The organism is Rubellimicrobium arenae (genome assembly GCF_017916275.1).
Lineage (GTDB): Bacteria > Pseudomonadota > Alphaproteobacteria > Rhodobacterales > Rhodobacteraceae > Rubellimicrobium > Rubellimicrobium arenae.
The window spans coordinates 93,874-113,868 of sequence record NZ_JAFMST010000001.1 but is presented as its reverse complement, the minus strand read 5'-3'; the positions used below and the strand labels follow the sequence as shown (position 1 = coordinate 113,868).

Annotated in this window: 19 protein-coding genes and 1 tRNA gene; 13 read left to right on the top strand and 7 right to left on the bottom strand. The window is 66.7% G+C overall.

From position 1 onward, the window contains the following. Positions 1 to 113: 113 nt before the first annotated feature. Complete coding sequence (locus tag J3P31_RS00515; RefSeq protein WP_210526231.1) at positions 114 to 1,676, top strand: 2-isopropylmalate synthase; 1,563 nt, start codon at positions 114 to 116, stop codon at positions 1,674 to 1,676. Here the strand turns inward: J3P31_RS00515 and J3P31_RS00510 are convergent. After that, positions 1,658 to 2,926: a SulP family inorganic anion transporter gene (locus J3P31_RS00510; protein WP_210526230.1), complete on the bottom strand. Its 1,269-nt coding sequence runs from the start codon at positions 2,924 to 2,926 to the stop codon at positions 1,658 to 1,660. The two genes, J3P31_RS00515 and J3P31_RS00510, sit on opposite strands and share 19 nt — an antisense overlap. 243 nt (positions 2,927 to 3,169) lie before the next feature. Here J3P31_RS00510 and J3P31_RS00505 point away from each other — a divergent pair, with 243 nt between their 5' ends. The 6 genes from J3P31_RS00505 to J3P31_RS00480 are packed head-to-tail and all read left to right on the top strand — an operon-like array spanning position 3,170 to position 9,756. Further along, the gene (locus J3P31_RS00505) at positions 3,170 to 4,207 is read left to right on the top strand and encodes a rod shape-determining protein (RefSeq protein WP_210526229.1); all 1,038 of its coding nucleotides are present in this window, start codon (positions 3,170 to 3,172) and stop codon (positions 4,205 to 4,207) included. 14 nt (positions 4,208 to 4,221) lie between these two features. After that, positions 4,222 to 5,199, top strand: a complete 978-nt coding sequence (gene mreC / locus J3P31_RS00500; RefSeq protein WP_210526228.1) for a rod shape-determining protein MreC — start codon at positions 4,222 to 4,224, stop codon at positions 5,197 to 5,199. Beyond that, positions 5,192 to 5,725 (top strand): rod shape-determining protein MreD, encoded by a 534-nt coding sequence (locus tag J3P31_RS00495; RefSeq protein WP_210526227.1) that lies wholly within the window; start codon positions 5,192 to 5,194, stop codon positions 5,723 to 5,725. Before mreC ends, J3P31_RS00495 begins: the two co-directional genes overlap by 8 nt. Then, positions 5,722 to 7,680, top strand: a complete 1,959-nt coding sequence (gene mrdA / locus J3P31_RS00490) for a penicillin-binding protein 2 (RefSeq protein ID WP_210526226.1) — start codon at positions 5,722 to 5,724, stop codon at positions 7,678 to 7,680. The genes J3P31_RS00495 and mrdA overlap by 4 nt, the downstream gene beginning before the upstream one ends. Beyond that, positions 7,677 to 8,816 (top strand): rod shape-determining protein RodA, encoded by a 1,140-nt coding sequence (rodA, locus tag J3P31_RS00485; protein WP_210526225.1) that lies wholly within the window; start codon positions 7,677 to 7,679, stop codon positions 8,814 to 8,816. Before mrdA ends, rodA begins: the two co-directional genes overlap by 4 nt. Positions 8,817 to 8,826: 10 nt before the next feature. Continuing rightward, entirely contained in the window at positions 8,827 to 9,756 is a 930-nt protein-coding gene (locus J3P31_RS00480; protein WP_210526224.1) for a 2-hydroxyacid dehydrogenase, read from the top strand. A gap of 58 nt (positions 9,757 to 9,814) precedes the next feature. Here J3P31_RS00480 and J3P31_RS00475 read toward each other — a convergent pair whose 3' ends face one another. Both J3P31_RS00475 and J3P31_RS00470 read right to left on the bottom strand, forming a co-directional pair. Then, positions 9,815 to 10,564: an SseB family protein gene (locus tag J3P31_RS00475; protein WP_210526223.1), complete on the bottom strand. Its 750-nt coding sequence runs from the start codon at positions 10,562 to 10,564 to the stop codon at positions 9,815 to 9,817. Next, positions 10,557 to 11,207 carry a uracil-DNA glycosylase family protein gene (locus J3P31_RS00470; RefSeq protein WP_210526222.1) on the bottom strand — a complete coding sequence of 217 codons (651 nt, stop codon included), beginning with the start codon at positions 11,205 to 11,207 and terminating at the stop codon, positions 10,557 to 10,559. Before J3P31_RS00470 ends, J3P31_RS00475 begins: the two co-directional genes overlap by 8 nt. Before the next feature lie 46 nt (positions 11,208 to 11,253). Here J3P31_RS00470 and J3P31_RS00465 point away from each other — a divergent pair, with 46 nt between their 5' ends. From J3P31_RS00465 to J3P31_RS21540, 4 genes are all read left to right on the top strand, one after another. Then, on the top strand, positions 11,254 to 12,534 hold the full coding sequence (locus tag J3P31_RS00465) for a Na+/H+ antiporter NhaA (RefSeq protein ID WP_210526221.1): 1,281 nt from the start codon (positions 11,254 to 11,256) through the stop codon (positions 12,532 to 12,534). A 49-nt stretch (positions 12,535 to 12,583) separates the two neighbouring features. Beyond that, entirely contained in the window at positions 12,584 to 13,432 is an 849-nt protein-coding gene (gene kdsA / locus J3P31_RS00460) for a 3-deoxy-8-phosphooctulonate synthase (protein ID WP_210526220.1), read from the top strand. A 58-nt stretch (positions 13,433 to 13,490) separates the two neighbouring features. Continuing rightward, a tRNA-Gln gene (locus J3P31_RS00455) sits at positions 13,491 to 13,565 on the top strand. Between the two features lie 410 nt (positions 13,566 to 13,975). Further along, positions 13,976 to 14,110 (top strand): hypothetical protein, encoded by a 135-nt coding sequence (locus J3P31_RS21540; RefSeq protein ID WP_256439112.1) that lies wholly within the window; start codon positions 13,976 to 13,978, stop codon positions 14,108 to 14,110. A 107-nt stretch (positions 14,111 to 14,217) separates the two neighbouring features. Here J3P31_RS21540 and J3P31_RS00450 read toward each other — a convergent pair whose 3' ends face one another. The 4 genes from J3P31_RS00450 to J3P31_RS00435 form a co-directional block, all read right to left on the bottom strand. Beyond that, complete coding sequence (locus J3P31_RS00450; protein WP_210526219.1) at positions 14,218 to 15,219, bottom strand: 4-hydroxyproline epimerase; 1,002 nt, start codon at positions 15,217 to 15,219, stop codon at positions 14,218 to 14,220. Between the two features lies 1 nt (position 15,220). Continuing rightward, positions 15,221 to 16,456: an NAD(P)/FAD-dependent oxidoreductase gene (locus tag J3P31_RS00445; RefSeq protein ID WP_210526845.1), complete on the bottom strand. Its 1,236-nt coding sequence runs from the start codon at positions 16,454 to 16,456 to the stop codon at positions 15,221 to 15,223. 11 nt (positions 16,457 to 16,467) lie between these two features. Continuing rightward, complete coding sequence (locus tag J3P31_RS00440; protein ID WP_210526218.1) at positions 16,468 to 17,427, bottom strand: dihydrodipicolinate synthase family protein; 960 nt, start codon at positions 17,425 to 17,427, stop codon at positions 16,468 to 16,470. A 92-nt stretch (positions 17,428 to 17,519) separates the two neighbouring features. After that, a complete protein-coding gene (locus J3P31_RS00435; protein WP_210526217.1) occupies positions 17,520 to 18,248 on the bottom strand; it encodes a GntR family transcriptional regulator in 729 nt (242 codons plus the stop codon). Between the two features lie 216 nt (positions 18,249 to 18,464). On the opposite strand from J3P31_RS00435, the gene J3P31_RS00430 reads away from it, so the two are divergent. Both J3P31_RS00430 and J3P31_RS00425 read left to right on the top strand, forming a co-directional pair. Continuing rightward, positions 18,465 to 19,262 (top strand): ABC transporter substrate-binding protein, encoded by a 798-nt coding sequence (locus tag J3P31_RS00430; protein ID WP_210526216.1) that lies wholly within the window; start codon positions 18,465 to 18,467, stop codon positions 19,260 to 19,262. A 66-nt stretch (positions 19,263 to 19,328) separates the two neighbouring features. Further along, a complete protein-coding gene (locus J3P31_RS00425) occupies positions 19,329 to 19,994 on the top strand; it encodes an amino acid ABC transporter permease (RefSeq protein ID WP_210526215.1) in 666 nt (221 codons plus the stop codon). Position 19,995 lies beyond the last annotated feature (1 nt).

Below are 19,995 nucleotides of genomic sequence, written 5' to 3'. Positions count from 1 at the left end.
ACGACGCGCGCCCTCCTCCTTCTCCTTAGCCGCCTCTGAGCGGGCCTTTCCGGCGCGCCGCTCAGGGGGGTCATCGGCGCCGGATCAGGAGAAACCCCAAGGATTAGCACGTCATGACCCAGACCGACCGCGTCAAGATCTTCGACACCACGCTCCGCGACGGCGAGCAGTCGCCCGGCGCCACCATGACCCACGAGGAAAAGCTGGAGATCGCCCAGCTCCTCGACGAGATGGGCGTGGACATCATCGAGGCGGGCTTCCCGATCGCCTCCGAAGGCGACTTCAAGGCGGTGAGCGAGATCGCCCGCGCCACGCAGAACGCCAGCATCTGCGGACTGGCCCGCGCCAACTTCAAGGACATCGACCGCTGCTGGGAGGCCGTGCGCCACGCCCGGCGCCCGCGCATCCACACCTTCATCGGCACCTCGCCGCTCCACCGCGCGATCCCGAATCTGGACATGGACCAGATGGCCCAGCGCATCCATGAGACGGTGACCCATGCCCGCAACCTCTGCGAGGACGTGCAGTGGTCGCCGATGGACGCCACCCGGACCGAGCATGACTACCTCTGCCGCGTGGTCGAGATCGCCATCAAGGCGGGCGCGACAACGATCAACATCCCCGACACGGTGGGCTACACCGCGCCCCGCGAAAGCGCCGCGCTGATCCGCATGCTGCTGGAGCGGGTGCCCGGCGCGGACGAGATCACCTTCGCGACCCACTGCCACAACGATCTCGGCATGGCGACGGCCAACTCGCTCGCCGCCGTGGAGGCCGGGGCCCGGCAGGTCGAATGCACGATCAACGGCCTGGGCGAACGGGCGGGCAACACCGCGCTGGAAGAGGTCGTGATGGCCCTCAAGGTCCGGCACGACATCATGCCCTACAGGACGGGCATCGACACGACCAAGATCATGAACGTTTCGCGCCGCGTCGCCACCGTGTCCGGCTTCCCGGTCCAGTTCAACAAGGCCATCGTCGGCAAGAACGCCTTCGCGCATGAATCGGGCATCCACCAGGACGGGATGCTCAAGAACGCCGAGACGTTCGAGATCATGCGCCCGACCGACGTGGGCCTGAACGAAACCAACCTGGTGATGGGCAAGCACTCGGGTCGCGCGGCCCTGCGGGCCAAGCTCAGGGACCTGGGCTTCGACCTCGCCGACAACCAGCTCAACGACGTGTTCGTGCGCTTCAAGGACCTCGCCGACCGCAAGAAGGAGGTCTTCGACGAGGACCTCATCGCGCTCGTCACCCAGAACGACGCGAGCCAGGACCACATCCGGCTCAAGCACCTGCGGGTGATCTGCGGCACCGACGGTCCCCAGAAGGCGGACATCGTGCTGGAGATCGACGGGGCCGAGCGCAGCACGACCGCCACCGGCGACGGCCCGGTCGACGCCACCTTCAACGCGGTGAAGGCGCTCTACCCCCATGGGGCGACGCTGCAGGTCTATCAGGTCGCCGCCGTGACCGAAGGCACCGACGCGCAGGCGACGGTCTCCGTCCGGCTGGAGGAACAGGGCCGCATCGCGACCGGCCAGTCCGCCGACACCGATACGGTCGTGGCCAGCGCCAAGGCCTACATCAATGCGATCAACCGCCTGATCGTCCGGCGCGAGAAGTCCGCCCCTGGCGAGGACACGAAGACGGTCAGCTACCGCGACGCGGGCTGATCCCCGGACGCCGCCCCGGACCCTGGTCCGAGGCGGCGCAGCGCCAGGCCCAGCACGATCCCGGTCCCGATGGCGACCGTCAGGTCGACCGCCACGGTCAGGACCAACGTCGTGACGAGCAGGAGGAGGGCCGCCCAGCCCTCCTTCGCATAGCCGCGCCACTTGTGCGGCTCGCTCATGTTCCAGGCGGTGACGATCAGCAGGGCGGCCAGCGCCGGCATGGCGAGGTGCCCGGCCAAGGGCGCGGCCAGCATCATCACGACCAGCACCACGATCGCATGGACGATCCCGGCCACAGGCGTCCGCCCGCCCGCCCGCACGTTCGTGGCGGTCCGCGCGATGGCCCCGGTCGCCGGCAGTCCTCCGAACAGCGCGGACCCGAGATTTGCCACCCCTTGCGCGACAAGCTCTGCATCCGGCCGGTGCTTCCCCCGGATCAGGCGATCTGCAACGGTCGCGGACAGGAGCGACTCGATCCCCGCGAGGAAGGCGATGACCAGGGCCGAGGGCAGAAGATCCCAGACCCGGCCAGCGCTCAGGTCCGGCAGACGCGGCACCGGCAACCCGGACGGAAGCGCACCGAAGCGGTCGCCCAAGGTTTCCACCCCGGGCACGACTGCCGCCAGGGCCGAGCCCAGCGCCATCGCCACGATCAGCCCCGGCCAGCGAGGGGCTATCCGGCGCAGCCCGACGATCAGGGCTGCTGTCGTGGCGCCCACGAACAGCGCGGAAGGGCTCAACGTGCCCCGCGCCGCCCAGAGCGCCGGCACCTTCTCCAGGAGATCTGCAGGATCATGCGCAGGATGCAGGCCCAGGAGATCCTTGAGTTGCGACGTGGCGATGATCGCCGCGATGCCGATCGTGAAGCCGTTGATCACGGCCTCGGGCACCAGTTCCATGAGCCGTCCGGCCCGCAGCACACCGGCGAGGACGAGCAGGAGCCCGGCGAGGAACGTCGCCGCCACCAGCCCATCGATTCCCTTGGTTGCGACCACGCCCGCCACGACCACGATGAACGCGCCAGTCGGCCCGCCGATCTGCACCCGGCTCCCGCCCAGGGCCGAGATCAGGATCCCGGCCACCACGGCCGTCACGAGGCTGCTCCCCGGAGGCACCCCGGAGGCGATGGCAATGGCGAGCGACAAGGGAATGGCCAGCATCGCGACGGTGATTCCCGCCAGGATGTCAGCACGCAACTGGAGCCCATCGTACCCCTGAAGGGTCGTCACGATCTTGGGTTGCTGGAACATGTTGGCCCGCCCGGGGCGAGTCGCCCCGCACGTCCAGAATGGAAAAGCCAGAGGCAGGCGGTCAACATCCGGCAACATGGCTTCAGCTATGCATCCGGCGCAGGACTTGGCTCCCATGGCGGAAATGCGCCGCACGGCTCCGTGATGCGCCCTTTCGCCTATCCGGCCTTATGCCTATAAGCGCGGCGGCCCGTCAGGCATGAACCTCGCGCGGGCCCGAGGGGCATTTGGAACGGAGCAGCCATGTTCGGCTTGGGTAGCCTTTTCTCGTCCGACATGGCGATCGACCTGGGGACGGCCAACACGCTGGTCTACGTCAAGGGCCGCGGAATCGTCCTGTCCGAGCCTTCGGTCGTGGCCTACCACGTCAAGGACGGCCAGAAGAAGGTTCTCGCCGTCGGCGAGGATGCCAAGCTGATGCTCGGGCGCACCCCCGGCTCCATCGAGGCGATCCGGCCCATGCGCGAAGGCGTCATCGCCGACTTCGACGTGGCCGAGGAGATGATCAAGCACTTCATCCGCAAGGTGCATCGCCGCTCGGGCTTCTCGAAGCCCAAGATCATCGTCTGCGTGCCCCATGGCGCGACGCCGGTGGAAAAGCGGGCGATCCGCCAGTCGGTCCTGTCGGCGGGCGCGCGGCGCGCGGGCCTGATCGCCGAGCCCATCGCGGCGGCCATCGGCGCGGGGATGCCCATCACCGATCCCACCGGCAACATGGTCGTGGACATCGGCGGCGGCACGACCGAGGTCGCGGTCCTCTCGCTGGGCGACATCGTCTACGCCCGCTCGGTGCGCGTCGGCGGCGACCGCATGGACGAGGCCATCATCTCCTACCTGCGCCGCCAGCATAACCTTCTGGTGGGGGAATCGACTGCCGAGCGGATCAAGACCTCCATCGGCACGGCGCGGATGCCCGACGACGGGCGTGGCCAGACCATGATGATCCGCGGGCGCGACCTTCTGAACGGCGTGCCCAAGGAAACCGAGATCTCGCAGGCCCAGGTGGCCGAGGCGCTGGCCGAGCCGGTGCAGCAGATCTGTGAGGCCGTGATGACCGCCCTCGAGGCGACGCCGCCCGACCTTGCCGCCGACATCGTGGACCGGGGCGTCATGCTCACCGGCGGCGGCGCCCTCCTGGGCGAGCTCGACCTCGCGCTGCGCGAGCAGACGGGGCTGGCGATTTCCGTCGCCGACGAGAGCCTGAACTGCGTCGCGCTGGGGACGGGCAAGGCTCTTGAATACGAAAAGCAGCTTCGCCACGTCATCGACTACGACAGCTAAGACCAGGGGGCCCGATGGCCAGGGAGCGTGATCGCGGCGAGGAGTTCACCAAGCCTCTGCGCCGCCTCCTGGTGGGACTCATGGTCCTTGGCTGCCTTGCGCTGTTCCTTGTCTGGCGCATCGATTCCCCCCGGGTCGAACGTCTGCGCGCGCAGGTCGTCGATGCGGTGGTGCCCCGTCTCGACTGGATGATGGCGCCGGTGACCGGCCTCGTGAAGCTGGCCGAGGACTTCCGCAGCTACGACCGCATCCACGAGCAGAACCTCGAACTGCGGCGCGAGTTGCAGCAGATGACGGTCTGGCGCGAAGCTGCGCTTCGGCTGGAGCAGGAGAACGCCAAGCTTCGCGACCTGAACAACGTTAGCCTGGATCCCGCCCTCACCTACATCACGGGAACGGTCATGGCGGATTCGGGAAGCCCGTTCCGGCAATCCGTCCTGCTGAATGTCGGAGGGCGCGACGGGATCATCGACGGCTGGCCCACCATGGACGGCATGGGCCTTGTCGGCCGGATCTCCGGCGTGGGGGAGAAGACGAGCCGTGTGATCCTCCTGACCGACACCTCGAGCCGGATCCCGGTCACCGTCGAGCCGTCGGAGCAGAAGGCGATCCTGACGGGCGACAACTCCTTCTATCCGCTGCTCGACTTCGTCGAGAATCGGGATGCGGTGCGTCCTGGCGATCGGGTCGTGACCGCGGGGGACGGCGCACTCTTTCCGGCAGGGCTTCTCGTGGGACGCGTGGCCCAAGGCACCGACGGGCGGCTGCGGCTTCGCCTGGCTGCGGATTACGAGCAGCTGGAGTTCGTTCGCGTCCTGCGCAGCCCACTGGTCGAATCGATCGCGGATCCGGGCGGCCTGATCGTGCCGACCGCCGGGCTCGAGCCCGTCGAGCCGCAGGAGGTCTATGGCCCGCCGCCGCCGCCCCCGGACCTTCTGGCCGGAACCGCTGCCGCGCCGGCCACCCCACCGGAAGGGGTCCCCAGTGACTGAGGGACGGGGAGCCTGGTCCGGCCGCATCACCTATCTTCTGCTCGCGTTCGTGCTGATCGCGGCCCCGCTGCTGCCGCTGAACATGGTGCCGCGTCCCTATGCCACCCCGGATATCCTTCTGGCGGTCACGGCGGCCTGGGCGGCGCGGCGGCCCGACACCTTGCCGGCACCCGTGGCGGCCGCGGTGTTCCTGCTTGCGGATTTCCTGTTCCAACGACCGCCCGGGCTGTATGCGGGCTTGGTGCTCGTCATGACCGAATGGCTGCGGCGCAGGTCGCTGCGGTTGCGCAAAGGGTTCTTCCTGGGCGAATGGATGGCGGTCGGCGCTGGCATCGCCGCCGTGGGCCTGGTGAACCGTCTGGTGCTCGCTGTCGTGATGACACCACAGGCGCCCTTGGGCCTCACGCTGATTCAGGTGATACTGACCCTTGCCCTTTATCCCGCGATCGCGGGTCTGGCGCATGTGGCGCTGGGACTTCGGCGGCCGGCGCAGGGCGAGGTGGATGCACTGGGGCACCGTCTATGAAACGTCAGCGCAACGAGAGTTCGGAAGTCTGGCCCCGGATGACCCGGCGGGCCGTCCTGCTCGGGACCGCCCAGATCGGGCTCATGGGCGTGCTGGGCTGGCGGATGAAGCAGCTTCAGGTCGATCAGGCGGACGAGTTCAAGCTCCTCGCCGAGGAAAACCGCGTCAACATGCGCCTGATCCCCCCCGCGCGCGGACTCATCTTCGACCGCAACGGCGTGCCGCTCGCCACCAACGAGCCTGTCTATCGTATCGTGATCGTCCGCGAGGCGGCGGGCGAACCGAGAGAGGCGCTCGCGCGATTAGCAGCCGTCATGCCGCTCGAGCCGGAGGCGATCGACCGGACGCTGGAGGAGATGGACCGCGTGGCATCGTTCGTTCCGGTCACGGTCAAGGACCGTGTGTCCTGGGACGACGTGGCTCGCGTGACGGCCAATGCGCCGGCACTTCCAGGGATCACGGCCGAAGTGGGGCTGTCGCGCCATTACCCCCACGGCCCCGACACGGCCCATGTGGTGGGCTATGTCGGGCCGGTCAGCGACTATGACCTGTCGCTGATGGAAGATCCGGATCCGCTGTTCCAGATCCCCAAGTTCCAGTTCGGCAAGACCGGCGTCGAGGCCAAGCTCGAAGACCAGCTTCGCGGCAAAGCCGGCGCGCAGCGCATCGAGGTGAACTCAGTCGGTCGCGTTATGCGCGAGCTGTCGCGCGACGAAGGCGACAAGGGCACGGACGTCCAGCTGACCATCGACGCGGGACTTCAGGCCTTCGTCGAGGCGCGGCTCGCTGGCGAAAGCGCGGCCTGCGTGGTGATCGATTGCGCGTCAGGCGACCTCCTCGCGGTCGGGAACGCGCCGTCCTTCGATCCTAACCTCTTCGTGCGTGGCATCTCGGTCGCCGACTGGACCGCCCTGAACGAGAACATCTATCGGCCCCTGGCCGCCAAGGCCGTCCAGGGCGCCTACCCGCCAGGTTCGACCTTCAAGATCGTGACCGGCCTTGCCGCGCTCGAGGCCGGAGTGATCGACCCCGAGGAGACCGTCTGGTGCGGCGGCTACACCGAGGTGTCGGGCACCAAGTTCCACTGCTGGAAGTCCGGTGGACACGGCAACGTCAACTTCAACGACAGCCTGAAATACAGTTGCGACTGCTACTATTACGAGGTCGGGCAGCGCGTCGGCATCGATGCCATCGCCGCCATGGCCAAGAGGCTGGGCGTCGGCATCCGGCACAACGTCCCCATGTCGGCGGTGGCTGAAGGGGTCGCCCCTGACCGGGCCTGGAAGACGGCCCAGTACGACGACGACTGGCGGGTGGGCGACACGGTCAATGCCTCGATCGGGCAAGGCTATGTGCTGGCCTCGCCGCTCCAGCTCGCCGTGATGGTGGCCCGGGTCGCGACGGGACGCGAGGTCATCCCACGGCTCGTCAAGACGATCGCCGGCGTGGAGCAGCCGTCAGGCGCCGGGGCCTCGCTCGGCATCAACGAAAACTCGCTGCGCCGCGCACGCGCGTCGATGTTCGACGTGGTGAACCACGAGCGCGGCACCGCTCACAAGTCGCGGATCGCGACCGACGGCATGGAGATGGCCGGCAAGACCGGGACCAGTCAGGTCCGCCGCATCACGCCCGAGGAACGCGCCCGCGGCGTGACCTCCAACGCCGATCTGCCCTGGAACCGGCGGGATCATGCGCTCTGGGTGGATTTCGCTCCGTACAACAACCCGCGTGTCGCGGTCGCGGTGGTTGTGGAGCACGGGAGCGGGGGCTCCACGGCCGCCGCCCCCATCGGCCGGGACGTGACGCTCCAGGCCCTGTATGGGACCTTCCCGCCGCTTGAGGCCTATCCCTCCGACGCCCGCGACACGGCGGCCGCGATGCAGGAACGTGTCCGCGCCATCATGGAAGGCCGCCCGCTGCCGACCGAGGCTGGTCCCGAAGGAAGTCGCGCATGAGCTACCTCGAGTATCAGGTCAAGTTCGTCCCGTCCGGGCTGAAGAAGCTCCTGTACCTCAACTGGCCTCTCGTCCTGCTCGTGACCGCGGTATCGTGCATGGGCTTCATCATGCTCTACTCGATCGCGGGCGGGCGCATTGAGATCTGGTCCGAGCCGCAGATCCAGAGGTTCGGCCTGGGCTTTCTGCTCATGATGGCCGTTGCCCTGATCCCCATCTGGTTCTGGCGGGGCAGCTCCTGGATCGCCTACCTCGTGTCGATCGGCCTTCTTGTCCTGGTGGAGTTGATCGGCGAGGTGGGCATGGGCGCCCAGCGCTGGATCGATATCGGGCCCTTGCGGCTCCAGCCCTCGGAAGTCGCCAAGATCACCTTGGTCATGGCCTTGGCGGCCTATTACGACTGGCTGCCGCCACGCCGCGTGTCGAACCCCATCTGGCTGATCCCTCCGCTCCTGCTGATCCTCGTCCCGGTGGCGTTGGTGCTCGCGCAGCCGAACCTCGGGACGGCGGTTCTCATCCTGGGCACCGGCGGCGCGGTCATGTGGTGCGCGGGGGTGCATTGGGCTTACTTCGCCACCGTCTTCGGCGCGATCGGTGGAGCGGTCTACGCCGTCTTCGAGACCCGGGGGACGCCATGGCAGTTCCTCCACGACTACCAGTACCGACGGATCGATACGTTCCTGGACCCGTCCCAGGACCCGCTTGGCGCGGGCTACAACATCACCCAGGCCAAGATCGCGCTCGGGTCCGGGGGATGGACCGGGAAGGGCTTCATGCAGGGGACCCAGTCGCGGCTGAACTTCCTGCCCGAGAAGCACACCGACTTCATCTTCAACACCCTGGCCGAAGAGTTCGGGTTCATGGGGTCGATCACCCTTCTCGCACTCTATGGCCTGATCCTGCTGTTCCTGTTCCATGCCGCCATGCAGTGCCGGGACCGCTTCTCCTCGCTTCTGATCACCGGGATCGGCGTATCCTTCTTCCTGCTGTTCTGCGTGAACATGCTGATGGTGATGGGGCTGGCGCCAGTCGTCGGCGTTCCGCTGCCGCTGGTGAGCTATGGGGGCTCGCAGCTTCTGGTGCTGCTGATCGCCTTTGGCTTGGTGCAGAGCGCCCATGTCCACCGACCGCGCTGAATCCGATCCCATGAGGATCCTCTTCGCCGGGCCGGAGCGCCTGTGGGAGCCGTACAACGACGCCTTGCCGAAGGCGTTGGCTGCAGTCGGAATCTCGGCCGATCTTGCCATGGATCACCCGCCTTCGGAGGTGGACTGGATCGTCTACGCCCCGGACGGGCCGCTGTCGGATTTCTCGCCCTTCACACGCGCCAAGGGAGTTCTGAGCCTCTGGGCTGGGGTGGAGCGGATCGTGTCCAATCCGACCCTGCGGCTGCCGCTGGCCCGGATGGTCGATGACGGGCTTCGGCACGGCATGGTCGAATGGGTGCTGGGGCATGTGCTGCGCCACCATCTGGGACTGGACGCGCACATCCTGCATCAGGACGGCGTCTGGCGGCATGAGCCCCCGAAGCTGGCGCAGGATCGCCCGGTGACGATCCTGGGCCTGGGGGAACTCGGGCTGGCCTGCGCCGGCGCTCTTTCAGCGGTGGGCTTCCCGGTCACGGGCTGGAGCCGGCGCCCCAAGGAGGACCCGCGTCTCATTCGGACATTGGCAGGTCTGGACCAGTTGCAGAATTCGCTGGAAGACGCGGAAATCGTCGTCCTGCTGATGCCGCTGACGGCCGAGACCGAGAACCTGATGGATCGCCGGCGTCTGTCATGGCCGGCCCCAGGCTTTGTCCTGCTCAATCCGGGCCGCGGGGCGCTGATCGACGATGACGCGCTTCTGGATGCGCTTGGGTCGGGGCAGGTCGGCCACGCCACCCTGGACGTGTTTCGGACGGAACCCTTGCCGCCCGACCACCCGTTCTGGGCGCACCCCCGCGTGACGGTTACCCCGCACATCGCTGCCGACACCCGGGTTTCGACCGCTGCGCGCGTGATCGCTGAGAATGTCCGGCGCGGCCAGGCGGGGGAGCCGCTCCTGTATCTCGTGGATCGCACCGCAGGCTACTGACCACCCCTGCCCGCCCCACCGAGAAAGCTGAGGGACTGTCGAACGCCGACCTTTGCGACTAGCGCAGTCGGGGCGGTCCCTTCGGCGCCTCCACGGGATCCTCCAGGTCGAAACGCAGGCCGACCCGCGCGATCCTCGCCAGCGCGGCATCTCCCTCGTTCAGGAACGTCACATCCAGCCGCACCTCTTCGGATCCCGAGAGCGCGACGGCGGCGTTGATGCCGGCCGCGAGGGTCTCCTCGGCCCCCGGTCGCGCGCCCACGAAGGCAAGAAGATGCCCGCGTGTGCCATCCGACCAGTCCACGGCGACCAGCCATGCGGCCGTTGCCAGCCCCTCTCCCTGGGCCAGCCTGCGATCAAGCGTGGTGAGCAGGCTGGTCGGCAGCCCCTTGGGGGGATGCAACGCCAACGGCCGCGCTTCCACGCGCTGGGGACCCTCCGCAAGGTTCCGGGCCAGCCAGTCCAGGGACTCGGGCGAGATCAGCAGCGGATCGGCCATGCCTTCGAGGTGCAGGGCAGCCCCCGCCCCCTGCCCTTCGAGCATCTGCGCCAGAGCAAGCCCGGACAGCGTCGCCGTTGGCCGAGGGGCCGTCCCTGCGAAAGCGCTGATGCTGTCATGCGCCACGACATGGGGAATGTCACCGACGACCACCGTCTCCGGCGTCACGTCCTCTCCCTCGACCTCCCCGGCCAATGGGAGAACCAGTTCCGCCCCCGAGAGCACCTCGTAGAGGCGCAAGCGGGCCGCGTCATCGTCGGGCCGCATCAGGAACAGCTTGGCCGCGCGGGCGAGCGGGGTTTCAGCCATGGAGCACCTCCTGCACGCGGGCGCGGAGCGCGGGGAGCACCTCCTCCGCGAACCACGGATTCTTCTTGAGCCAGGCGGTGTTCCGCCAGGATGGATGCGGCAGCACGAACAGTCCGGGGGCATGGTCGCGCCAGTTCCGCACGCGTTCGGTAACGCCCCCCTTGCCGAGATGCCAGGCCTGAGCCGTCCCGCCGACGACCAGAGTCAGTTCGATGTCGGGCAAAGCCCGCATGGATGCATCCCGCCAGGTCTGCGCGCAGATGGCGGGCGGCGGGATGTCCGCACCCTTGCTGTCGTACCCCGGGAAACAGAACCCCATCGGCACGATGGCCACCTTGCTCCGATCGTAGAAGTCGTCCCTGGAGATCCCCATCCACTCCCGCAGACGGTCGCCGGACGGGTCGGAGAAGGGTATCCCCGATTCGTGCGCCCGCGCGCCGGGGGCCTGCGACGCGATCAGGAGCCGCGCGCCGGATCGGAACCAGACGACCGGCCGGGGCTGATGACGGGTGGCCGTGGCGGCGAACCGAGGCGCACAAAGGCGGCAGGCCGCGATGCGGTCCCAGACCGGAGCATCCCCGACCGCCTGCGCGACGTCGCGGCTCCTGCAGTCCGGAGCGGCACTTGGTTCTGGTTGCTCCATCTCTGATCCCCTCCTAGTTGGGTCGGACGCCGTCCAGGGAGAAGCCATGTACCGCGTCTGGAACTTCGTCACGAACTACTCGCTCCTGATGATCGGGGGGGCGATCCTGGCTCTGATCTGGGCCAACGTCGACCCCCACTCCTATCACTCCGTCGTGGACTGGCCGATTCTCGACCGCTCTCCGATCGGAGAACCGGAGTATGGCGCGGACGGTTCGGTGCTTCATCGGACGCTGACCTTTCATTACCTGGTCAACGACGTGCTGATGGCCCTGTTCTTCGCCATTGCGGCCAAGGAGGTCTGGGAGGCCATTGCGCTGGAGGCGGGCTCGTTGCGTGGACGATCCGCGTTCGTGCCCGTTCTGGCCGCGGTGGGCGGCATGGCCGGGCCCGTGGTGGTCTACTTGCTGCTCGCCACGATTCTTGGGTCGTCCACCTATGATGCTCTGGCGCATGGCTGGGCGGTCCCGACCGCGACGGACATCGCCTTTTCCTACATCGTGGCCCGGATCATCTTCGGAGCGGGGCATCCGGCGGTTCGGTTCCTTCTGCTGCTCGCCATCGTGGACGATGCCTTGGGACTGCTGATCATCGCGGTGTTCTACCCAAAGGGGGATGTCGCGCCGGAGTGGCTGCTGCTGAGCCTTGGCGCCGCCCTCGCGGCCTACATCCTCTTCAACTGGCTTCCCCGTCATCTGGATCGGCGCGATCCGCTTCAGCCGCGCGCCACGTGGATGCGCCTGCATCTGTCGTTCTGGCCCTACTTCGCGGCCGGAGCCCTAAGCTGGCTGGCCTTCCAGCAAGCCGGGCTCCATCCCGCGCTGGGCCTTCTGCCGATCATACCCGCCATGCCGCACGCCGACCGGGGCTTTGGGATCTTTGCCGAAGCGGAGGCGCATCTTCGCGACATCCTGAACCAGTTCGAGCACGCGCTGAAGACGCCGGTCGAGTTCATCCTGTTCCTCTTCGGCCTTCTCAACGCCGGGGTCGAGTTCGCGTCCATCGGCGCGCCGACCTGGCTCGTCCTGATCGGTCTGCTGGTCGGGAAGCCGGTCGGCATCCTCCTCACCGGCTGGCTTGCCTCGCGTGGGCTGCGGCTTGGTCTCCCGCGGGGCATGAACCTGCGGGACGTTCTCGTGGTCGGCTGCGTGGCGGCGATCGGGTTCACGGTAGCGCTGTTCGTGGCCGGGGTCGCCTTCTCCCCCGATGCGAGGTTGCACGGTTATCCGATCCAGGACGCCGCCAAGCTGGGAGCCCTGCTCAGTGTGGCTGCGGGACCGATTGCCTGGCTCGTGGCGCGCAGCCTGGGCGTCCGGCAGAGGGCGTGACGCGGCGCCGGACGCGCGCTAGAGCGACAAGGCCAAGGAGGACTCCATCATGACCCAAGCCCCCCAGCGCGACGTGCATGTCCGCGACATCGTGATCGGCAACGACCGCCCCCTGACGGTCATCGCAGGTCCCTGTCAGCTCGAGGAACGCGACCATGCGCTCCGAATCGCCGAGGCGATGTCGCAGGCCTGCACCGCCGCCGGCGCGGCCTATGTGTTCAAGGCAAGCTACGACAAGGCGAACCGCACCTCGCTGTCGGGTCGGCGCGGCTTGGGGATGGACGACGGATTGAGGATCCTCGCCGACGTACGCGAGTCGATCGGCTGCCCCGTGCTGACCGACGTGCATGGCCCCGACCATTGCGCGCCCGCTGCCGAGGCCTGCGACATCCTTCAGATTCCCGCATTCCTCTGCCGTCAGACCGACCTGCTTCTGGCCGCCGGCGCGACGGGAGCCGTCGTGAACGTGAAAAAGGGGCAGTTCCTGGCGCCTTGGGACATGGCCAATGTCGCCGCCAAGGTCGAGAGCACCGGGAACGATCGAATCCTCCTGACCGAGCGTGGGGTCTCCTTTGGCTACAACACCCTGGTCACCGATATGAGGTCGCTGCCGATCATGGCCCGGACGGGCTACCCGGTCATCATGGATGCCACGCATGCCGTTCAGCAGCCCGGGGGACAGGGGTCGTCATCCGGCGGTCAGCGTGAGTTCGCGCCGGTGCTCGCCCGATCCGCGGTCGCGCTGGGAATCGCTGGGGTCTTCATCGAGACCCACGAAGACCCTGACCGCGCTCCATCCGACGGTCCGAACATGATCCCGCTGGACCAGATGCAGAGCGTCGTGGCCTCGCTGATGGCGTTCGACCGACTGGCCAAATCGGATCCTCTGCGGCCCTGAAAAATGATCGAAGGGGGTTGAACCCCCCGGCGGGTAAGGGTATCTCCCGCCGCACGGATGGGGCGTCGCCAAGTGGTAAGGCAGCGGTTTTTGGTACCGCCATTCCTAGGTTCGAATCCTAGCGCCCCAGCCAAACTTTCCAAGCTACATTAGATAGAAGCGGGCATCTTCGCGGCCTGCCAGCCAGGTTGGCACGCGCAGCGTAGCATGGTTGTGCCAGAACCGAGCTGCCAGCCAAAGTTCCACATATGATCAGGGCCAGCTATGGCTTGGCCAGCCTATGTTCACGTAGCGCAGCTCGTGACCTGCGGACCAGACTCATGCTGGGTTCGACGGCACTTGGAAGGCTCACGTTCCCCTGCGCACTGATGGTGCCTTTCGCATTGGCCACAGTGTAACCCCGGGGACGCGGGATTGCCGGCGCTGCTCCGATCCGAGGTTCCGTGGATGTCGGGCAAGACTATGGCTCGGAACCTGCTATGTTCCGAGTTACAGAGTTCAATCGCGGATCAAGGACATCCGCACACCCCGAGGAGGTGCCCCATGCCCAAGGGCCAGCAGAAGTCCAACAAAGAGATAAAGAAGCCGAAGAAGGACAAGACGGCTCCGGCTGCTCCGACGAGCTTCTCCAAGGGGATCCTGGATTCGGACAGCTCTTCCAAGAAGAAGGGCAAGTAGATCAGGCTTCCGGACCGGGGCAACGCCCCCGGTCCATTCATCGGCAGCGCTGACCTTGGGCGGCAAAGGCGACCGCCTAGGTCCAGCACGTGCGATTTGCGCAATCCTCAGTTCACGACGAACCCGTGAGCGAAGGGATCGCGATCATCGATGAAGATGGTGTTGTAGCCGGTCATCCGCGCCCATCCCGCGATGGAGGGGATGATGGCCGCGCGGTTCGTCACGGTGGTCGCCGCCTCGACGCGGCCCTTGAAGATCGAGCCGATGATGCTCTCGTGCCAGAACTCGTCGCCGACCGACAGCTTTCCCTTGGCCGCGAGTTGCGCCATGCGGGCCGAGGTGCCGGTCCCGCAGGGGCTGCGGTCGATGGCCTTGTCGCCGTAGAAGACCGCGTTCCGGGCATGGGCGCCTTCGACCGTGGGCGCCCCGGTCCACTGGATGTGGCTCAGCCCGTTGATCGCGGGATGTTCGGGGTGGATGAACTCGTACTTGGCGTTCAGGGCCGCGCGCAGCTTCTGGCTGAAGGCGATCAACTGGCCCGCAGTGAAGTCGGCCATGTCCCGGAAGTTCGCCTGAGGCTCCACGATGGCGTAGAAGTTGCCGCCATAGGCGACATCGACGACGACCTCCCCCAGCCCATCGACCTCGGCGGTCAGACCTTCGGAATGGAGGAAGGAGGCCACGTTGGTCAGCCGAACCTCCTCGACGAAACGACCCTCCTGCCGGTAGGCGATGTCCACCTTGCCGGCGGGCGCGTCGATCGACAGGCGTCCGGGCTCGCGCGGGGTGATGAGCCCGTTCTCGATGCCCATGGTGATCGTGCCGATGGTGCCATGGCCGCACATCGGCAGGCAACCTGACGTTTCGATGAACAGCACCGCGACGTCGCAGTCGGGACGCGTCGGCGGGTACAGGATCGAGCCGGACATCATGTCATGGCCGCGCGGCTCGAACATCAGGCCGGTGCGGACCCAGTCGAATTCGCGCAGGAAGTGCGCGCGGCGTTCGAGCATGGTCGCGCCTTCGAGACGGGGGCCGCCACCCGACACCAGCCGGACCGGATTTCCGCAGGTGTGCCCGTCGATGCAGGAGAACGTATGAGTAGCCATGTCAGAACCGTTGTGGCGAGAAGGGAGTGAGTTCGATCGAAGGCTTGCTGCCGGTCAGGAGATCGGCCACGAGCCGGGCCGTTCCTGCGCTCTGGGTCAGGCCCAGGTGGCCATGGCCGAAGGCATAGATGACATTCGGCGTGGCGCGGGCGGGGCCGATCACCGGCAAGCTGTCGGGCAGCGACGGGCGGAAGCCCATCCACTGGACGCCTCCGGTAGGATCCAGGCCGGGCAGGAACGCCTGGGCCTTTTTCAGCATGACCTCGGATCGCTTGAAGTTGGCCGGGATCGACAGGCCCGCGAGTTCCACCGCGCCGCCGACCCGGATACCTGTGGACAACCGGCTGATGACGAAGCCATGGCCGCCGAAGGTGATCTGCGTCCGCAGGTCGAACGCCTCGGAAGGCAGCGTGGTGTTGTAGCCGCGTTCGGTTTCCAGCGGGATGCGTTCGCCCAGCGTGCGCGCGATCCGATGCGAGAACGCCCCGGCGGACAGCACGACCTTATCGGCCCGCAGGCTGGTTCCGTCGGCGAGGATCACACTGGCCCCGGAGTCCGACAACGCGAGGCCCGCCACTTCGGCGCGGCGGATCTCCCCGCCATCCGCCTGAAGGCGTTCTGCCAGCGCGAGGGTATAAAGCTTGGGGTCGGCGATCGAATACCAGCCGGGCGTGAAGGTGCCATGCGTGAAACGGGGGCTGAGCCCGGGCTGGATGTCGGCCATCTCCTTGGCATCGAGATGGTGGAACTCGATCCCGTGGTCCGTGCGCGCCTGCCAGCCGGGGAACGAGGCCCGGAACTCGGCCTCGCCCTCATAGACTTGGAGGTTCCCGCGCTTGGCCAGCATGTGATCGGTGCCGGTCCGGGTCAGGAACGGCTCCAACTCGGCCTTGGACAGGTCCATCAGCGCGGTCTGCGCCACGGTCGAATGCGCCACGGCGCGGGGCGAGCAGGCGCGCCAGAAACGGTACATCCAGGGCGCGATCTTCAACGCGTAGGCGGGATGTACGGTCAGGGGGCCGAGCGGATCCAGAAGCCAGCGCGGCGCCTTTCTCAGGATGCCAGGGGACGCCAGCGGCAGGATATCGGTGAATGCAAACGCCCCGGCATTGCCCGCCGATGCGCCCGCGGCGGGCCCGTCACGGTCGACAACCGTGACGGAGAGCCCGCGCGCCTGGGCTGCAAGGGCGACCGACAGGCCGACCACCCCCGCTCCGATGACGATCACATGGCTCATCGGCTGAAAGGTCACGCCGCGTACTTCATGGCATGCGGCTGCTTGGACCAGTCGGCGTACCAGGCCTTGAACAGGGCGAACTGCTTCTCGATGAAGCCCCGCTGGCTGGCCGTCAGCTCGTCGCTTTCGTTGAAGTGCAGCCGGTAGGCCTCGTCGCCCGTCAGAACCAGCATGTGCTTGAAGAACAGCACGAGATCGGGGCCCGCGTCGACGACGGACAGCACCTGCATGGCGCTGTCGAGCTCGAAGGCAAGGCGCCGGGCTTCGGCGTCGCCGGCCATCGCAGCCTTGCAGAGCGCCGTCAGGTGCAGGACCTCGCGCGGAAGCACGTTGCCGATGCCGGTGATCGCGCCGTCGGCGTTGCAGTTCAGATAGCCGTGATAGACGGCCGTATCGACCCCGATCATCAGCTTGATGTCGTCTCCGCCCGAGGTGATCGCCTCGCCGGCGTAGGAGAGGTCGGAGAAGCCGCCGAACTCCTTGAAGCCCACGAGGTTCGGATGCTCGGCGCGGATCTGGAAGAACAGGTCCGCCTTGGTCGAGTAGCCGTAGTAGGGGCTGTTGTAGATCACGGCCGGAAGGTCGGGAGCGGCCGACAGAATGGCCTTGAAATGAGCCTTCTGCGCCGCCGGAACCGTGCCGCGCGACAGGAGACGGGGAATGACCATGAGGCCATGCGCCCCCACCTTCTGGGCGTGGGCCGCAAGGGCGACAGCGGTCGCGGTGTTGACCGCGCCAGTGCCGACCACGACCTTCACCCCGGCCTTCACGAGCCGTTCCACGCCCTCCATCCGCCATTCGTTCGTCAGGAGGGGCCAGTCGCCCATGGAGCCGCAATAGACCACCGCCGACATGCCGAGGCCGACGAGTTCCTTCGCCTTCTCGACGAGCTTGTCGAAGTTCGGGGTCCGGTCCGGGTTGCAGGGCGTCATCAGGGCCGGGATCGTGCCCGAGAAGATAGTGGAGTCCATGGAGCGCCTCCTTCGGCGTGGGATCGGGTGCAGATGTATCCAGCTAGGATACGCTTTGTATGAGCCGTGTCGACACGATTGTTTGCAGGTGGTCAGGCGGTCGGCAAGGTGCGCCCCGCGAGCGGGATATGCTGGCGACGGTCGCTGGCGATCATCTCCTGGATCTGCTGCACGATCTGGTCGGCGTGCTCCTTGGCCAGCCGGTCGCACAGGTCGATGTCGCGCGCCTCGATGGCTCCGATCAGAGCCTCGTGCTCGAGAAGGTAGGGATGCGGCAGCTTGGCCTCGAAGCTTGGGTAGTAATATAGTTTGAGGATGCGCCGTCCCTCATCCAGCAATCGGGTGAAAAGCTGGGTGTAGTAAAAATTTCGACCGGCTTCGGCGATCGCGACGTGGAAATCGCGATTGCAGAGGATCATCCCGGCGGTGTCGCCCGACAGCACCGCCCGCGAGAACGCGTCCTGCCTGGACCGGATCGCCGCGAGGTCGGCACTGTTGTGGAACTCTGCCGCAAGTCGCGTGGTGACACGATACATGAGCGTCAGGGCATCGAAGAACGCGTGCAGGTTCGGGAAATCGATCTGCGACACCACCGTGGAGCGGTTGGGCAGCATGGTCACAAGGCCATCGCCCGCCAGCCGCACCAGCGCTTCGCGCACGGGCGTCCGCGACATGGAAAGGCGCTCGGCAAGGCTGATCTCGTCGATCAGCTCGCCCGGCAGGAGAACCAGGTTCAGGATCTCGTCCCGCAGCGTTTCATAGACGAACTTCGCCCCGGAGCCGCGCTTGCGGTCTCCTTGCTGGCCTTTCGCGTCGCTCATGGCTTCCCTTCTCCGACGGCTGGAGGGATATACGAAGCTAGAACCTGAGCAAGCGGGCAGTTCCGACCCACCACAGGGTTTCCGCACGGCAGAGACTCCCCGAAGATTGATTCGATTCGGGGCCAAATTTTTCTTATACTAAAAATCCTTTGCCAAACTGATAATTGCATGACACGGTTAGTGCGAGGTTCAACCGAATCAAGAGTGGAGAGACCCATGAGAGCCCTTCTGACCGCCGCCGCCCTGGTGGCTTCAGCCAGCGTCGCGCACGCCGACAAGCTGGACGACATCATCGCCTCCGGCACGCTGCGCTGCGCTGTGGTTCTTGACTTCCCGCCGATGGGTTTCCGCGACGAGAACAACAACCCCCAGGGCTTCGACGTCGACTACTGCAACGATCTGGCCGCCGCGCTCGGCGTGCAGTCGGAGATCGTCGAGACCCCCTTCCCCGAGCGGATCCCCGCCCTGATGTCGGGCCGCGTGGACGTGGGCGTCGCCTCGACCTCGGACACGCTGGAACGCGCCAAGACCGTGGGCTTCTCGATCCCCTACTTCGCCTTCGAGATGGCCGTGACCTCGAACGACAGCTCGGGCGTCACCTCCTTCGAGAGCATGAAGGGCAAGACCGTCGGCGCCGTCGCCGGGACCTACGAAGCCATCGCGCTCGAGGAGCAGGTCAATGCTTGGGGTGAGGGCGAATTCCGCCCCTACCAGACCCAGGCGGACGTGTTCCTCGCGCTGAGCCAGGGTCAGCTCGACGCCACGGTCTCCACCTCCACGGTTGCCCAGGCCAACGTGAAGTCCGGCAACTATCCGGGCATCACCGTCGTCGGCAAGGCGCCGTTCGACACCGACTACGTCGCCCTCTTCACCAATCGTGAGGAATACGGGTTCATCAACTACCTGAACCTCTTCGTGAACCAGCAGATCCGCACCGGCCGGTACGAGGAGCTCTACGCGAAGTGGGTCGGCGGCGACGTCCCGAGCCTCACCGTCCCGAACGCCTATCGCTGATCGCCTTTCCGGAGGCGCGCGCCCGCCGTGCGCCTCCGACCCGTTCTACGCCGAAACGAGGCGGTCATGTTCTCTTATACGTTCCAATGGAAGCAGGCGTTCGCGCGGCTGCCCGTCATGCTTGAAGGCGCCGTGGTCACGATCGAGATCGCGCTCCTGTCCATGCTGATCGGCATCGCCCTCGCGGTTCTGCTCACGGGCTTCCGCCTGTCGGGCAATCGCGTGCTGTCCGGCATCGCCGCGACCTGGGTCGAGATCGCCCGCAACACCCCTGCGCTGTTCCAGATCTACATGGCCCATTTCGGGCTTGGCAGCTTCGGCCTGCACCTCAGCCCCTATACCTCCCTGCTCCTCGGGATCACGTTCAACAACGCCGGCTACCTGGCCGAGAACTTCCGGGGCGCGCTGAAGGCCATCCCGGACACGCAGACCCGGGCCGCCCGGTCGCTTGGAATGACGCCGGTGCGGGCCTTCGGCCATGTCGTGCTCCCGCAGATGCTGCGCATCGCGTTCCTGCCGATGACCAACCAGATGGTCTGGGCGATCCTCATGACCTCGCTGGGCATCACGGTCGGGATGAACACGGACCTTTACGGCGTGACGCAGGACCTCAACGCGCTGACGTTCCGTACCTTCGAGCTTTTCGCGCTGGCCGCGGTGATCTTCTACCTGATCACGAAAACCGTTCAGATCGGGGCGCGGCTCGTGGCCGCCCGGCTGTTCCGCTACTGAG